Genomic DNA, 17,038 nt, shown 5'->3' on the forward strand with positions numbered 1-17,038 from the left:
TGGGTCGCAACCTCTGATCACGAACTGGTCATTTTGCCGATACAATGCCATCTTTATTCTAATCGGGCCAAATATTGCTGTAAAACGTTGCCCACCACAGAGTTCTGCACGACCGGCCAATACAAAAAACAGTCGGTCCTTTAGGCATCACACAGGTATGGAGTCCGCAACTCGGGCGGCACCATGGCATTCATCCTGCCCATCCCTGGTGACGACCAGCACCCTTAACGCCGGAATCGCGACCGACCTGTTGCGATGCGAACTGAACCGGTAAGCAGCCTTCAAAAAAGTCTGGTTTTAACTATCACCGCTTTCGTGGGCTGTTTGTAGAGAGTTTAAACAGGCGGAATTCGCGATCTTAATTATTGGCGTCGATGGGGGCGACACTCAAACTAACGGTCGCCGATGGATGGTTTAGCATTGGTTTCTCGAACGCCAGTCCGTTAGTTCTTTTCTTCGCTACGAGAGTTGTTAAAATATCGGGTGGACCATTGTTATCGGGCGGTCCGCCCCAGCGTATCTCCTGAAAAGGAGGAAGTACAAGGGTCAATTTGAGGTCCGTTTTCGCGGGGTAACGTTATGCTCGGGCCTTCCTTGGGGCAATCTGAAACCGGCATTCATGATGACCGTTGGCATTGGCGTTCCCCAGAAGAGATCAGCCAGTCTCTGCGTCTGACCCGTTCTCCAACTTATCAGTGGCTACTACTCCACGAGCAGCAACGCACTCTCGAGGCAATAACGCCCACCATAAAGCTTCTCGCTGAAGCCGAAGAGCAACAGGCCAAGGTGGAAGAGGAGTTTCTCAGAACCGAGCGCGAACTCCGAAACCTTTGGAACAAACGGCGGACGGACGGGGAGCAACGGCGCCGGGCTGCGCAGCGCGAGCTGGAGCAGGCCGAGATGGCTGTCGCCCGAGCGCAAAGAGCCTTGGAGGCTGCCAGGGAACGGGTTGTGCAGCTGCGTACCAGGGACTTCACGCCGCAGGATCAGGCAATTCTGGAACAGGCTGTGCGGGAGAAGTGCGCGCCATTTGAAGAAACACTGGCCCGACTGCACAGGGAACGGGATTCACTCGAAGACGCGATCCAATCACTGGAAACGCAAAAGGCCGACCTGACAGCCCAGTTGGCGAAAGTTCAAGAGGACGCGCACTACTGGGGCCGTGGAAACTTGCCGCCGGAAGTGGAGCAGGCGGTCGAGAAGGCTGCCGAACAGGCACGTTCTGCGCACCAACAGGAAGTCCGCCAATTAGATCAAGAGATTGCCGCGTCGGAGAGGAAGTTGTCTGACCTTCGCACAGAGAAAGAAAATCTGACGCGAGAAATACAGCGACTCCAAAAGGAAGTTGAACAATACCGGGGAACGAGCGGCCTGTGGCGTTTGCTTGTCGGGTTTCTGTATAACCCCCCGGCGGCGCTTGCAAGGGCTCAGACTCGGTATGGCGAAATCGTAAGCGAAGAATCGAAGATCACCAGTTCCCTCGAGCAAATTAGATCAAAACGCCGTGATTTGATTACGCGGGAGGAGGAGCGAATCACCACGGCACGCCGCCACGAGCAGGACCGTCAATACAGCGCGTTCGTCGAAAAAAGAAGCCAGATTCCGGCGGAACTTCAGAAGTGTGAAGAGTCGCTCGCAACGGCACGGCGGGCATTGCAGAATGCGGAAATGAGACTGTGTGAATGCGAGAAAGCGCGCGACCGAGCACGGGAACAAGCAATCGAGGATGCATGGCAGAAACTGCTGGCAGAAGCGGAAAAGGCCCTGGAGACAGCTCAAAAGGAGTATGACGCAGCGCATGAAAACAAGGTTGGTGCGGAACAAAATCTTGTCGAAGCGGAAGCTTTTCTCGAGCGTTTGAAAGAGCAAGAGCATGAGGCTCTGGAATCCGGCTTGGCCGAACCACACCGTCGCCTGAGGGAATGCCGGGCTCAATGCGAGCGATTGCGGCACGAAATCGCTCTTCGATTGCAGGAGTGCGGAGTCACGCTCCCAGAATCCGCGCGGGCTGAGGAAATCGCCCAAGTTTGTGCCAATCGTCGCGAGGAGGTGTCGCGCCTGTTGACTCACGGGGATCGCGAGTCATGGGCGAAAAGTGATCGGGTGGAGAGAAGAGTTGTGGCTCGACGCAGTGCCACGTCGAGCGAAGAGAGTCCGGTGGCCGAAGGCACTCTCTACCTCGATTTCTATAGAAACGCAGAGGATAATTCAGACCGCGAAGGCTGTAAATGGGACGGTTTGAATACCCAGTTGAAGGAGTTGCTCGAGCGCTATGGAAAAACTGACACCCAGCTATTGCAGGAACCGCTCTCGTGGTTTCTGCCGACATTTTTTCCGGATGGCCTGGTTCGCAGTTATTTCGTTTGTAACATCAGTTACCGGGAAGACCAGCCTCGTTTATTAGTCCGGCCTACAACCATAACTCCCCGCATGGAAGAAATACTGCCGCCGGGGGTCACATTGGGTGTTTGGGGACGGCTTATCGATAACCGCAACGATCCCGACAACCCTGTTCTGCTCGTCCAACGAATCGTCGATCTGTCACACTGCCCCAGGCGGGTATTCGAACGCGAAATCCGTGTGGTAGCACGCACAAACGAAGTGTATCCCGGCCGGCAACGACGCCAAAACGTGCTGACGAGGTCTTTTATCGAAGCCCTCCCACCCATTTCAGTGGACACCCAGAAACGCCTTGCTGATTGGCGGGAATATCTCGATTGGAAAGAAACTTTGGCGAAAAAGAGCCTGGACGGAGTCCGCTACGTCCAAGTGACGTTGGATCGAGAAGATCCGCAAGGGCGACTCCGCTTTCTCGTGGTGGCTCCAGGCCGCGAGAGTTGGGAAAGGATGCGTCGCATCCTGCGACAGGATGAAGTGCGGGCCTATTCCCTTGATTATTCGAAGGATCCGTGGACTTTTGAGTACAACGATGATCGCCGGGCTCAGGAGACGGAACTGGGCGATTTCGTGAGTCTTGAGCAGGCGTCTGAACCGCCGAACGAGGTGGATCTGACCGGCATGCCCTGGGAAAACCCTATCTGGGGGTGGGCCATGTACCGGCTGACCGAACCAGCGCAAGAGGAATTCGATCGGATGCGCGAGGAAGGAGCCAGTTGGCAGCGGATTGAAGAGGTGCTTCTTCGAAAAATCCCCCGTCAGGGCTTTCTTTCTCTCTCCATCGTGGGAGATCTCGCGCTGGTAAAACGACAGCGCATTGCGTTGGATCGTCTGCAGGAACAGTCGGGCTATGCCCCCCTCTTATCGAGCTATCTGTTCGACATCAAGGCAGCAGACGAGCCGGCCGAGCTCGTCTCCATACCAGAGGACCGGTGGTTCCGGAAAGATCTCAATGAGGATCAAAAGCTGGCGGTTTGCAAGATGATCAGTGCTCCAGACCTGGCGCTCGTCCAGGGGCCTCCCGGCACAGGCAAGACCACCATGATCGCAGAGGCCATCTGTCAACTGGTGGAACAGAAAAAGACGGTTCTGTTGGCCTCGCAGGCAAACCTGGCTGTGGACAATGCTCTGGAACGCCTCGCGGGATTTCCCAGTATTAGGGCGATCCGACTGGGACAACGGGCCGATGAAAGTGGCCCTTTCAGCGAGAATCAGGCTCTCGCAACGTATTACCAAGCGATTGCCAAAACCTGTCGGGAAGGGATTCTTCAGCCGTGGGCAGAGGCGGAGCGAATGCTGCGGGAACTTCAAGAGTGGCTTGCCCAGGTAGACATTCTCACGGCTGACCTGGCTGGGATGGAGCTGAGGCATCGGTCGCTCGCGGATCGCTGTGACGAGATCATTGCGGCGATGAATGACGCGTATCAGGCCGAGGAACGGAGCCGCCGGGTTGCTATGGAACGGGAGCGGGCAAAAGAGTTTCTGGCGTTCCTGAACAACGGGGCCAATGGTCCGGGGCAACTCCCAGCGGACATTGCCGAGGAACTCGTGGGAATGGTCTCCCCACTGGTCGAAAAACTGCGGACCGTGGGAATTGATCTCGATCCTGGACAGGTGACCATCGCACCGCTTCCTACCTCCCAGCAATCTTTGGGACTTGCACAGATCTTTCGCCGGTGGCAGGAAGTCGAGAGGCTCGTTCCTCGGTTGGAGGCAGACGCCAAGCGTTTGGAGGCTTCTAATGCCGAAGGTGTCCTCTCGCAGGAAGATGCTCTCCTCTTGGAAGAACTTCAACGGAAGGCGCGGCAGCTGCAGGAAGAGATGGCGGAGGACGCGAGCAAGCTCCCTGCGTGGCAGGAAGTGCAGAAACGGATCCGCGAACTTCGAAAGCGTGGCAGTGGCCTAAATGCCGAAGTTTACCAGGCAGTGTTCACTGCGACAGTCGATGGTATTCCAGTTGCCCATCAGTTCACCAACCCCGATGCCCGGCGACAAGAGGTTCTTTCACGTCTCTACGAGGCTCTTCGCACGATCGGCGAAGTGCGTGACGAAATGGCCCGTGTTTATGAGAATTGCCGGATAAGAGTGGAAGAGTTCGTCAACGCGCCGGCGCCAGGCGGGCCTTCCGCCGAACAAACACGCCGCTGGGAAATTGAGCTGGCCAATGTGAGGGATCAACTGGCGCTTCTCGAGCGGCAAATGGCGGAAAAAGAGTCGTGTCTGGGGGAGTTATTGCGCAAACACTGGGAAAGCCCCGAGCACGCCCCAAGCCGGGCGGATCTGCTTGCCATTCGGCACCGTGTCACGGAACAACTTGAACAGCTCAAGCATTTCCTTCAGCGTCAAGAGCCGATCCGAAAGGCCTGGAGCGAGATCCTGGAGGGTTGGACCAAATCCCTCATGGATCCAACTGTAGCGGAGCGTGACCACCACCAGTTCTTTCCCATTTACCTCAAAGCGTGCAATGTCGTGGGTGTGACATGCACCGAGAATCCTCAGACCCTGGAAAAGTACGGCTTTGTCCGATTCGACGTGGCGATTGTGGACGAGGTCAGTAAGGCCACTCCACCTGAAATCGTCATGCCACTTTTGCTGGCCCGCACGGCCATTCTCGTGGGCGATCACCGGCAACTTCCACCCCTTTTCCGCGAGCGGGAACTGCCTTGGGAAGAAATGGTGGCAGAGACCGAAGCGGGAGACGAGGAAAACGGTCAGGAACCGGTGCTTCTGACTCGGGAAACATTCGAACGCTTTCGTAAGTTAGTGACTGCCTCGCTGTTCAAAGAGCACTTCGAGAACGCATCCGACACGCTGAAGTCTTTCCTTTTCACACAGTATCGGATGCACCCTCAGATCATGAAGGTGATCAACCATTTCTACGAAAACCGGCTGGTATGTGGTCTCCGTGATCCCGACGGTAGGGACCCAAATTCTGATCCTCGGGAGCATCGCCTTCACAATTTGACTTTGCGCGGTCCCAAGAATCGCACTTATCTTGTACCGGATCAACATGTTCTGTGGATTGATTCCTCGTTCGATCCTTTAGGAAAACCACACTTTGAAGAGCGGACGGGGTCAGGGGGCAAAACAAACGCATTAGAAGCGCTGCTCATTGCGCAGTGCCTGTATGACATTGAAATGGCCTATCGAGAGATGGGCTTCGGGTCCGGTAAGAAGCCTCCGCGTCGAGTTGGTGTGATCACCTTTTACACCCGCCAGGTGCGGACAATTCGCGAAACTCTTCGTCGTTTCCAAAGAAAACAGAATTTCAACTTTCAGGCGATTCGCGTAGATATCAACACGGTGGATCGCTATCAGGGGCAGGAACGTCCCATTGTACTCGTGAGCCTGGTCCGCAACCCGTCCCACAGATTATCACGGCGTGCCAACACGGCTCAGTTTGAACGCATTAATGTGGCATTCTCGCGGGCGCAGGAACTGCTGGTAATCGTTGGTGCGGAGCAGACTTTTCGCCAGTATCCTGTGAGGCTGCCTCATCTTGACCGGCCAGGGTACCGGGAAGTCGAGGTTTATCGGCACATCATCGAGGAGATCGAGCGGTGGGGATGCTTTTGTTCCGCAGCCGAGATCCTGTCCGCGGAGACATACCAAGAGTTTCAGCGACAAATGGGACGTGCCGTGCAGCCAATTGTGAGAGGAAGCAAGCCATGACCATCAGTTTGACCAAGTTTCGCGTTGGGCTGCCGGCCCTGCGATTCTCGGTGCAAATCACGCACAGTGTTCCGCGGATCGTCACGGCGTTCGAGCGGATCACGCTCGTCATGTGCGACCGTTTGTCCGGTGACCCCCTGTTCCGACGGCTCCCTCTCGTGAGGGCCTTCGAAGATTTCCTCTGTGTCCCGGATGCCGCCCCGCTTGTTAATGCCGTCATCAACGAGCTCATCACTGTAGGTGCTGTCGCTCCCCGGAGAAAAGACTGTGATCCGCAGTGGCTCCGTTTCGAAGAACTGGAGATAACCTCGGCGGGCCAACAGATGCTGGCGGACAACCAAATCGAAGCGCGAAGCCAAGTCCATGAGGAATCGTTTCTCTTCGATCCCATCGGGCCGAGAATCCTTAGCGAGGAAGACGCTCTCCGCTACTCTTCTCAATCCCCGGCCATTAGAGTCAATCCTGAAGTCTTTCAGAATCTGTTCCCTGAAAACCTGATCAGGGAATGGATTCCCAATGCCCGTTTTCCATGGTGGCGCCCTCAGGCTCGTATTCAGGGGCTTAGACCAATCGCGGAACCCGAGATTCTATGGCGGGAGGTCATGGCAAGCGTCGACCTGCGAGATGGGCGGATCGCATTGCAATTGCCAAATGAAACGGAAACCGAATACATCAATTGCCTCCCCGCCGCGGAAATCGTGGGACGATTTCTCACACCGGCCCTTGGTTTGGATAAGTTACGTGGGGAAAGGTTGGAAACGTGGCCGATTGTGTCTTCATCCTCGGGCGATTCGGGTGGCGGTCAATGGGTGGCCCTCCCCCGTTTTGCCGAAACGATCCCCGATTCAGTACGCTGGTGCATTGTGCATCCCAAGCTCCTTTCCCTGGCTGTTTCGGTCCAAGCCCAGGGGCGGCTTATCGTCAGCTATGATCCAAATCTGTCGCACGATCTTGCTGTGAGATGGAACTCCGATGGGGCTGGGTGTCAGGTGATGGAACGCGGTGACTGGCCATTTCCCGACAGTGTACTCTGTGTTTGTGAGACCCAGGCCTTGATCGGTCATTGCCTCCGAGTGCGAGTGCAGGATGAGGAAGTTCTCCTGCCGGTCGGCGTGTGGACAGCGAATACAACCTCGGCACCAGGAGAAGCTGATGTCTTCCGCGATCTCGCATCCAGGTTGCGCCAGGTGCCGGACGAAGACCGCCTGGTGATCCCGCGCTGGTGGCAGAGAAGGGAGACCTTTGAGACTCAAACGCGACAGACCCTGGCACAGGCAGGCTATTCCATGAGCGAGGCAGAGGCTCTCATTGCCCGCCTTGAAACTCGATTTACCAACATCCAAAAACGGAGGGGAGCACGCTAAAGACGTGACGGAAGGCCGCAGTAAACGGGAAGTCGCTCCGGTTTTTTGCGATCAGCGTCGGATTCTCTGGGAGCAAAAACTTATACCGGGTGGTCCGAGATGTTGACCGAAAGTTGCACGAAAATTTCGCGAGGGGAACGTAACGCAATCCGGCAAATCGTGCAATTTGTTATTTGGTTGCATCGTCTTTCGTAAAGAAACAAGAGAAACCACGAGGAGTATGGGGTATTGCTATGAGCGAACTGGGTATTTTCGAGTGGATTTTTGGTGGTCCTTCGCAAGACCGTCGTCGTGACAGACACGCGGAAGAAGCCCGACGAGCACAATACCTGGAGCGAGTTCGTGAGACTACCAGCCGATATCGGGACCGCTATGTGGAAACCTATGAGGATCTCCTCGCCCAAGGTCTCGATCAATACCTGCCGCAAGAGTTTGCATGGGTTGAAGAGCAACTCGACGAGCTTGATGAACTTCTCGAGACTGATCCCCTGGCCGCTCGCGATTTAAGTTTTGAACTGGCTCCTATAATCAGTCGGCTACCCGCACGTGCCCGACAGGCCAGGCGAGAATACGAGGAGGAACGCCGTCGTCAGGAAGAGCGTTTGGCCAAACTGCGGGCCGAAGCCACATCCGAGCTCGGCCGATATCTTGAAGAGGCCATCGCCCAGATAACCGATCCCGTGGAGCAGGATTTCGTCCTGGAAGACTTGCAGGCTCTGAGAGACGAGTTTGCGCAGCGCTCCGTCCTTCCCGAGGAACTGCCCGCCGTTCAACATGAGATCAGCGAGAGGATTCGGCTTCTTCGAGAGAAAGGAGCGCGTCAGGCGCAAGAATGGAGGGACGCGAAGGCACGCCAGATTGAGAGCGAAGCTCGCCGAAAACTTCTCGACTTCTACAGTGCCGAGCTGGCAAGGCACCCTAATCAGGTTGAGGCTCAGCAGAAGCGAGAACGTCTGGAAAATCTTTATAAGTTGGCCGAGGCGCAAGGATTATCGCTCGAAGAGTTTCAGGCACGGTTGGTGGCAGAAACGGAAGACGCAGAACCGGCTCCGCGCGGAGAAGAGGCCCGCCGCCAGGTGGTCCGTGCAATCATGGAGAGCCTGACCCGTTCGGGTTTCATTGTTGATCAGCCGCGACTTCTTCGGGAAACAGACGAAGTTCTGATTCGTGCCAAAAAGCCAGCCGGAGCAGAAGCCAATTTTTCGGTCCGCCTCAATGGGACGATGATTTACAAGTTCGATCATTACGAGGGCATGAAGTGCAAGGACGATATCGACAAAGTCCTACCCCTACTGGAACAGATCTACGGCATCCGGCTGTCCGATGCCCGCGTCCTCTGGCGAAATCCTGACCGATTGTCCAAGTCAGCACGCCCTTTGGATGGGAATCAACGGAGAGAAAGCCATGGCTAACCATCGCGAAAACCGGTGGCTGGAGAACTTCACTCGACAGGCCGCGATCCGACGCGCCCTCATCGTCCACGGCGAGGTTCAGGATCTCTGCTATTGTCCCTATACGCAGCAATACCGGTGTGTCAGCGAAGTGCTCGTTAACACCCTCAAAAACATGGGTTTTCACCATGTGGTGGTTTGGGACCGATTTTCTGGTGTGCAAGGAGTTTCGGACAATGTATGGCAGGGACTGGTGCGAAATACTGTAGCGGCCTCACAATCGCGCAACAACTTTACCATGCAGGGAGAAGCATATGATGTGGGCGCCGGTTCCACCATGCCACCCAGCACAACAGTTCCACAGGCCGATGATTTCCTTGCCGTGGTTTATCACAATCTTGTGCATCCCTCGGCAGAGCGCTACGCCTTTCTCATCGACTGGTCACAATATCTCTTCGGTAACGCCAATGCTCTTTCCGAACAGGAACGGCAGTGGCTGCTTGTGATGTCGAAGGCGATTCGCAATGCTCCTATTTCGGTCACCGAAATGGAAGCGCTGACCCGGCCCGGGAATCTCATCGTCCTGCTGTGCTCGCAACTGGGCGCCCTGCCGCCCGCCCTTTATATGGGCAACCCAGCGATTGCCGACGTCCTCATCCCCCCACCGGGACGTCCCGAACGCGAAGGCTTTTTACAACGGACTCTCCATGCCTGGTGCCTGAAGTCCTTGCCACGGCCCGGTGAAGTCAGATTCTCTCAATTTGTCGATTCCCTCGACGGAATGACCATCCGTGATCTCCATCAACTCCTCAAACTCTCCCGGGTAAATTCCTCAGAGCCACTGTCGTTCGAACATCTTATTAATCTTTACAAGTACGGGCAGCGGGAAAGCCCCTGGGAAGACCTCAGTCGAGGGCGACTGGCAACCATTCGTGAGGAACTCAAAAAACGGGTGAAAGGTCAGGACGAGGCTGTTGAAAAAGTGGCGAGCGTCATCATCCGCGCCTACACGGGGTTGTCCGGACTCCAGCACTCGATCAAACAGAAGACCCCCAAAGGTGTTCTCTTTTTTGTGGGACCGACGGGGGTAGGCAAGACCGAGCTTGCCAAAGCGCTTGCTGAATTCCTTTTTGGAGATGAGGACGCCTGTATCCGTTTCGATATGTCCGAGTTCAACCACGAACACAGCGACCAGCGGCTCGTCGGCGCTCCGCCCGGCTATGTGGGTTATGAGGAAGGGGGACAACTGACCAATGCCGTGAAAAAACGCCCATTTTCCGTACTCCTTTTCGACGAAATCGAAAAAGCCCATGTCCGGATCCTGGATAAATTCTTGCAAATCTTGGAGGACGGGCGACTTACCGACGGGAAGGGAGAAACGGTTTCCTTTGCCGAAACCGTCATCATTTTCACATCCAATATTGGGGCGTCAGAAATCACTTGTCAGGCCGATCCCGAGGTCGTCCGTCAGCAGTTTTTAGAAAAGGTTCGCCATCACTTCATTCATGTGGCCCAAAGGCCAGAACTCCTCAATCGGATCGGCGATAACATCGTTCCCTTCCAATTCATCACGAATGAAGAGTTTCTGGTGGCCATTGCACGAGCAAAACTGCAACCCATTCGCGAACGTCTCCGCGAAAAATATCGTTTTAAGGATCTCGTTTTTGATGACGAGGCAAAAGCTCTGCGGGCTATCGTGTCATGCGTTGATCGCCAAATGGGGGGACGAGGCGTTCTCAATCAACTGGTGAAACATCTTCTCGATCCCCTTGCCATCTTTTTATTCGAGGAAGATGAACCGGCGGCCTACGTGGGGCGCACACTTGTAGTACATCAGGCAGGCAACGAGCCTAAATTTGCTTTTGAAGTCGTATGAATACACCTTGGCTGAACCTCGCCCACTGGCTGGACTGCACGGAAGTCGAGGGTCCCGGACGGAGATTCGCTCTATGGGTGCAGGGGTGCCATATTCGATGTCCAGGATGTTGCAATCCGCACATGCTGGAATTTGTGCCCCGACATCTTGTGCCCGCCGAGAGAGTTGCGGAGTGGATTCTGCACGCGCACCGACGCTGGAATCTGGAGGGTGTGACTTTCCTCGGTGGAGAACCTATGCTCCAGGCCAAAGGTCTTGCCTTGGTAGCGGAAAGGTCACGCCGCGCCGGCCTTTCAGTCATGGTCTTCACCGGCTTCACCCTAGAATACCTGGGTAGCTGTTCCCTCCCCGGCGTGAAACAACTCCTGGCAGCCACTGATCTTTTGGTCGACGGGCCGTACCTTGCCCATTGTCCAGAGACGAAGCGTCACTGGGTCGGTTCCACCAACCAGCGCTTCCATTTTTTAACTGATCGATATCAGCCAGGCTTGGAATACGATCCTCGTTTCGCCAGGGGCATAGAACTCCGCATCCGGTCGGACGGAATGGCGACCTACAATGGCTGGCCGGGGGAACTCATCAGCGAGGTTGGACACGAATCATAGCGTAATCCAACCCATTTAACTCAAGTTCCAGGATGTTTCCCGCAATGCTCACCGGGGCTTCACTGACGACCTCCCGAGCAGTGACCGTCTCCGATTGACCCAGCGCTGAAAAGTCGATCGTCAACCTGGCACGACATTTTTCCTGCGCGAGATTAAAGGCCACCAAGATGAAACCCCCGCCAGGCCTGTTGTGGAGACTTACCTTCACAGCATCCTGGTCGCAGCGAACGAACCTCGCGCTGTCCCAATAAGGGATCCACTCTGCCTCGTGGCGTCCTAACTCGTCGAATGCCCGCCACATGCGGGCAGAGACGGCGACATCTTCCATCCTGTTGGGCCTGACGGGCACGTCGTGGAGAAGGGCCAGCCCCACTGCTTCCCGGCGTTGGAACGGTCCGCTGGGATACCACAACAACTCTGCCGGCACACCCCAGTTGCGCCCCATGAACTCCGCGCGGAATGCGTCGAGGGGCAGGACCTCTCCAGGTGATTCCGGACGCTTGATGCTTTGCAGGTGCTCACCGTCCCAATAGCTCGTGGCAAAGGCGAGCGTCGGAATAACCATGCAGGTGGATTGATGAACGTTTACCTGGCCATTTGGGTTATGCTTTTTCACGATCGTGTAAATTCGCCGCATAGTTTGGCGGACGGCGAAGATCGGATACGTTGTCCCCACCGACCCATCTGGCTTCACGTAGCCGCAGCCATGGAGTTGATTCCTGCACCCCCACGGCTCCGAGGTTCCGTCCAGGTAGACGCCGTCGATGTCGTATTCATCAATCAGTTTGGCAATCCCATCGCAGATAAAGTCCTGCCAGTGACTGCGGTAACAGACAATGTAGGCGGTCTGCTCCGGCTGCCGCTTGTATCCTCCAGCCCGCGGATAGACCAGGCATTCCTCATGATATTGGTCCCATTCTGGTGCGAGGGTGCTCATCTCGTATCCATGATAGAGCAGCAGCTGAATGCCGCGGTCATGACATGCTTTGACCAATTTGCGAAGTTTTTCTCCGTGCGTTGTCCGGGGGTAATTTTGGATATCAGTCCAATGTTCATGGAAGCAGATCGTCCTTACGCCATACTCCGCCAACCGATCAAGAATTCCCGGCGGATTCTCTTCGATTCCATAATTTCCCATGTGGCAAATTCGATAGTCCCAGGCGTCTGGTTGCATCGGTTTAACCGGCGTTGCCTGAAAGCCAAATGTGTATTCCAGCGGTGTGTTGAGCTTACGAGGTTTGCCCACGAGATGGATAACCAGAACCACGGAATTCTTTTCCGGACGGACTTCGATAACCCGGTTCGGATCCACATCCCAAAAGTTTTGATCTGATTCCGCAAACCAGGCTAATCCCCGCTCATCGTCACCAATCCAGAAGAACGGCTTGAACGAGATTTGGTATCCGTCGGGTGGAATGGCTCGGGAATTGAAAACACTCCCCCACCGGCCCGGCCAAAAGTGGAGATACTTGGCCCGCTCTGGCCGAAAAGGAATTTCCAGGTCAAGTTTTTCCAGCGCCACATCAGGATGAGCAGGTTTCAGCTCGAAGTCGCAGCGGACCATCCCATCATATTCGATGAGGACCGTACCGTTGCATTCAAGGCTATCCGTCGCCGCTTGAATGCGAAGCCTTGCCCGCACTGGAGAGCTCTCCAGAACGGTCAGTTCCCTGCCCTTCCATAAGAGCGGTTGGCCGGCCGACGTACCACCTAAAGCGATGGGCCCAGCGAGGATCTCCTGGGATGCTGAGGTGATCTGAGAGGGAAAAGGAAGGTCAGAGAATCGATACACGCGTCCCCAAACGTGGACGGCATGGCCCTCGACTGCAACCGGTGTCCACGGTGGAAGAAGTTCGTCGCTCTGTCCCGCTGGGCTGCCCAACCAGGGTGGTTGGACGCGGCTTTCTTCTCCCGATAACGCGAGGTGGCTTGCCATCATGAACGTAATCATCAGCGTTACTGCCAGTCCTGTCTGCATTTTCTTCCCAGGTGAAATTACCGGGTCGCACGAAGAAAGCCGGATAGGATCAATGACGTGTCTCATGGACCACCTCCTTGGAAAACGACCACTTTCAGAGTTTTCAAATCAGCCAAACTCTATTCCGTCACGCGTCCGCAGCGGAAATGGTTTCCAGAAACTCGACGGAAGCGGAGCAAGACTCTCAGAAAAAGCCCCCGTCGACCAATTACAGCGTTCCAGTCGCCACACGAATTGTCGTTCGTCCCTCAATGGGTGCAAGAGCCCCGCCGAGAAATTCGTCGACATGATTCACCTTGAGCAAGGGCCCACGCTGGCGATTGGGCACGGGCAACAATATGAACACGCAGCCGCGCTGGATTTTCCGTTCTGAAGAACAGTCGTCTGGGGATGGTGACGAGGGGCGGACTCCGGTATATTACCTGCGCGGTCAATAGTCGGAAAACTTGAGGAGAACGGTCATGACCAGTCCCCTGCAAAGATTGTTTTGGATTTGTTCCGCTCTCTGGAGTGTGATCTGTGTGGGATTAGACGCGGATTGGCAGAGACATCGGTCCTGCCTCGCTGAAACAGGCCCGAACGCGAGCCCATCCCCAATCCCCTTCGACGCAGCACCTTTCGCCGCGTCGATTCTCGACGAACCCGGGAAAACCTACGGTGTGGTGTGGGCCGAATGGCGAAGGATTCGCGCTGTGGAGGCGGAATTTGATCCCGGTTCTTGCGTGTCGCCGCAGTCGTTACAGGTGCAATACTGGCACCGGGTGTGGGACGGTTTGTCCGACCCCATCCTGTCGGAAGCGGATGTCGCGCGGACCGGCTGGAAGCCCATGGATGATTGGACGAATGGAAGCTGGAAGCTCGCCGACACGCGTGTGACTCAAGAGGGAAACCGTATTCGCTGGACCTTTGCCCCGACTCACAAAAAGGAGTTCTCCAATCTGAAACAATCAGGAGTCACCTACAGAAAAACACTTAAGATCCGCATTGTGGCGGAAGATCATCTCCCCCGGGTGACTGCCTTCCGCGTCTTCACCGACTCGGTGTATCGCCCTTTGACCGTCCGGATCTACTGGGGTGTTCCGGGGGTTCCTCAGTTTGCATATCAGGGAGAGAACGCAGGCCGTCTTGAGATATTTAATGGAATCTTAAAAAGCTTGCGCCACGTTGAAGGTTCCCCCATCGTTATAAGCCAGAACGGTCAGTTTGTACTTCCCGCCGATTCCACGGGGGCCCTCGATGCGGAGATTCTCACAACGATGAGCACGGTTCCCGGAAGCGAGGATCAGGATCCCACCATCGTGACGGTACGGACCCTCCACAATCCATTTTCGTTCGCAGTGGCCGATCTTATCAAAGGTGAGCGGATCCTTGTTGACGATTTGGGCGTTCTCGTAACCAAGGCCGAAGACCCCATCGATCTGTCCCAATATCGTCACTTGTTGCGGGAATTCCCGGGTCGCTGCGTTTACGATCGTATATTCGACCAACCGGAGCAGACACTTGCACGGGCGTGGAATGACATGCCGCTCAAACGGCCTCTTTACTTTGTGCATGGTTTACCGGGTAATCGTAACTTGATGATGCAAACGCCCAACGGCGATATCGCCGTTTCCAACGTGAGCCGGTGGTTCAACCTCCCGCGAAGTCCAAAGGATACTGACAGAAAAAACTGGAATGGAGCCATGCTCCAGTTGGGATTTGGATTTCCCAACGATGACCGGAGGGGCGGTCGGGAATTGCGTGATGGTTATCTTCCGCTCCTGCGGACCTGGTGGGCGGAAGGTCCCCTGTTCTACCAGCAGGAGACTGTGCTCGACGCCCTCGACGGGGATCTGAATGACGTGCAGATGGACGATCCTACCCTGCTATTGATGCGGGTGCGGATCGTTAACACGTCGGCCGACGAATCCGCGACCGCCCGGCTTGTTCTTACATCTCGGGCTGATCAGACCGAAAAGCTGCAGGCAGATGGTCCGCGAGTCTATGCCGTGGCTGGTGAGAACCGTTTCCTTCGTTGTCTTTTTGACAGCCGCGGCCGGGGAACTCTATCCGCTCAGGAAAACGCCCTCGTGTGGACGTGTTCCTTAAAACCGGGAGAAGCTCACGAAGTCTACCTCTTTGTGCCTTCGATCACTCTCTCCTCGGACCAGGAAATTGCGAGCGTTTTATCACGGCAGTTTGATCGGGACAGCAGCCGCATCCTCGATTTCTGGAGCAAACTCGCTGCCGAAACAACTGAGGTGGAAACTCCTGAGCCGTGGCTCAACCATTTCTATCGGGCAGTTCTCTACCACAATGAAATCAACTGTACGCGGGATATTGCGGCCCCGCGGCGCTATGCTCGGGTGGGCTCTCTGCGCTATGGGGTGTTTCCCAACGAATCGGTGATGATGATCATGGACCTAGACCGGCGGGGGCGCCACGAGACCGCTCGACAGTGTTTGCAGACGTTCCTCGATTTCCAGGGAACAGTTCCCCTCCCCGGAAATTTTCAGTCTACGGAAGGGCTCTTCTATGGGGCGGGAGGGTACGAATCAGGTGGGTACAACAAACACCACGGATACGTGATGTTCGGGATGGCGGATCACTGGTGGATCACCCGCGATCGCCAATGGATGGCTCAAGCTGCCCCCAAGCTCGTCAAAGCCTGTGATTGGGTCATTCGGGAACGCCGAGCAACCATGCAACTGAACCCCGACGGCACACGACCCATTGAATACGGCTTTCTGCCCAGCGGGGGACTGGAAGACGTGCAGGACTACTGGTATTGGCTGGCGACCAACGTCAATACCGCCTGGGGGTTCACAGCTTTAAGCGAGGCTCTCGCCGACTACGGCCATCCTGAGGCAGCCCGTCTGCTTCGCGAGGCCGCGGCCTATCGCGAAGACATTCTTCGCGGATTAACAGAGGCCCGCATCCGCGCCCCCGTGGTTCGACTTCGCGATGGCACGTATGTCCCGAAGTATCCATCCCACCTGCACGAGCGAGGACGGTCTTTGGGCTGGATCCGCGAAACGCTGGAAGGCTCTCTTTTTCTGCTGATCCACCGCTTGCTCCCACCAAAAAGCCCGGAGGGCACGTGGATCCTCAAAGACTACGAAGACAATCTTTATATTTCCAATGCGTACGGTTATTCTATTCCCGTCTTTGAACGCTTTTGGTTTTCCCGGGGCGGCTTTTCCATGCAGGCGAATTTACTCGATGGACCTCTTCCTTACTTGTATCGAGACGAGATTAAACACTTTCTGCGGGCATACTTCAATGGCTTCGCCTCGGCCTTTTATCCAGAGGTCATGATGTGCAACGAGCATTCAAACCCAGAACTCGGATATCCCGCTGGTGACCATTTCAAATCGTCCGATGAATCCAATGTCACCTTCTGGCTGCGTCTCATGTTCATCCAGGAAGATGGTGACGACCTGTACCTGGGGCGGGCAATCCCGCGATACTGGGTGCGAGACGGCCAACGGGTCCGCGTTGAAAGAGCGCCCACATACTTTAGGCCAATGTCCCTCATTATAACTTCCCATGCCAGGGACGGCCGCGTCGAAATAGATTTGCTGCCGCCAGAGCGAAATCCACCACAAACGATCTATCTCCGAATTCGCCATCCTGACGCGAAACCGCTCAAGCGGGTCACTGTCAATGGCCAATCCCACGACAAATTCGATAAAGACCGCGAGTGGATTATCCTGCCCGGCAACCTTAACGGGACACAAAAGATTGTTGCGTATTACTAATTGACCGGCAGCAAT

General features: G+C 55.6%; 7 protein-coding genes. 6 read left to right on the forward strand and 1 reads right to left on the reverse strand.

Annotated elements, in window-relative coordinates; translation table 11 throughout:
• Nucleotides 1–579: 579 nt before the first annotated feature.
• The 5 genes from THTE_RS09010 (at nucleotide 580) to THTE_RS09030 (ending at nucleotide 11,305) form a co-directional block, all read left to right on the forward strand.
• Nucleotides 580–6,069: an AAA domain-containing protein gene (locus THTE_RS09010; RefSeq protein ID WP_095415123.1), complete on the forward strand. Its 5,490-nt coding sequence runs from the start codon at nucleotides 580–582 to the stop codon at nucleotides 6,067–6,069.
• Nucleotides 6,066–7,433 carry a hypothetical protein gene (locus THTE_RS09015; protein ID WP_095415124.1) on the forward strand — a complete coding sequence of 456 codons (1,368 nt, stop codon included), beginning with the start codon at nucleotides 6,066–6,068 and terminating at the stop codon, nucleotides 7,431–7,433. Before THTE_RS09010 ends, THTE_RS09015 begins: the two co-directional genes overlap by 4 nt.
• 233 nt (nucleotides 7,434–7,666) lie before the next feature.
• Nucleotides 7,667–8,845: a coiled-coil domain-containing protein gene (locus THTE_RS09020; protein ID WP_095415125.1), complete on the forward strand. Its 1,179-nt coding sequence runs from the start codon at nucleotides 7,667–7,669 to the stop codon at nucleotides 8,843–8,845.
• On the forward strand, nucleotides 8,838–10,700 hold the full coding sequence (locus THTE_RS09025) for an AAA family ATPase (RefSeq protein ID WP_095415126.1): 1,863 nt from the start codon (nucleotides 8,838–8,840) through the stop codon (nucleotides 10,698–10,700). The genes THTE_RS09020 and THTE_RS09025 overlap by 8 nt, the downstream gene beginning before the upstream one ends.
• Nucleotides 10,697–11,305 (forward strand): 4Fe-4S single cluster domain-containing protein, encoded by a 609-nt coding sequence (locus THTE_RS09030; RefSeq protein ID WP_095415127.1) that lies wholly within the window; start codon nucleotides 10,697–10,699, stop codon nucleotides 11,303–11,305. The genes THTE_RS09025 and THTE_RS09030 overlap by 4 nt, the downstream gene beginning before the upstream one ends.
• On the opposite strand, the gene THTE_RS09035 is transcribed toward THTE_RS09030, so the two are convergent.
• The gene (locus THTE_RS09035) at nucleotides 11,280–13,349 is read right to left on the reverse strand and encodes a glycoside hydrolase domain-containing protein (RefSeq protein WP_095415128.1); all 2,070 of its coding nucleotides are present in this window, start codon (nucleotides 13,347–13,349) and stop codon (nucleotides 11,280–11,282) included. The genes THTE_RS09030 and THTE_RS09035 overlap by 26 nt on opposite strands.
• Before the next feature lie 395 nt (nucleotides 13,350–13,744).
• Here THTE_RS09035 and THTE_RS09045 point away from each other — a divergent pair, with 395 nt between their 5' ends.
• Nucleotides 13,745–17,023, forward strand: a complete 3,279-nt coding sequence (locus THTE_RS09045; protein ID WP_095415130.1) for a hypothetical protein — start codon at nucleotides 13,745–13,747, stop codon at nucleotides 17,021–17,023.
• Nucleotides 17,024–17,038 lie beyond the last annotated feature (15 nt).

The organism is Thermogutta terrifontis, assembly GCF_002277955.1.
Taxonomy (GTDB): domain Bacteria; phylum Planctomycetota; class Planctomycetia; order Pirellulales; family Thermoguttaceae; genus Thermogutta; species Thermogutta terrifontis.

Bases quoted from the DNA above. Each gene is read 5' to 3' on its own strand.
- THTE_RS09030 (WP_095415127.1), top strand. From the start codon at position 10,697: ATGAATACACCTTGGCTGAACCTCGCCCACTGGCTGGACTGCACGGAA.
- THTE_RS09025 (WP_095415126.1), top strand. From the start codon at position 8,838: ATGGCTAACCATCGCGAAAACCGGTGGCTGGAGAACTTCACTCGACAG.
- THTE_RS09010 (WP_095415123.1), top strand. From the start codon at position 580: ATGCTCGGGCCTTCCTTGGGGCAATCTGAAACCGGCATTCATGATGAC.
- THTE_RS09035 (WP_095415128.1), bottom strand. From the start codon at position 13,349: ATGAGACACGTCATTGATCCTATCCGGCTTTCTTCGTGCGACCCGGTA.
- THTE_RS09015 (WP_095415124.1), top strand. From the start codon at position 6,066: ATGACCATCAGTTTGACCAAGTTTCGCGTTGGGCTGCCGGCCCTGCGA.
- THTE_RS09045 (WP_095415130.1), top strand. From the start codon at position 13,745: ATGACCAGTCCCCTGCAAAGATTGTTTTGGATTTGTTCCGCTCTCTGG.
- THTE_RS09020 (WP_095415125.1), top strand. From the start codon at position 7,667: ATGAGCGAACTGGGTATTTTCGAGTGGATTTTTGGTGGTCCTTCGCAA.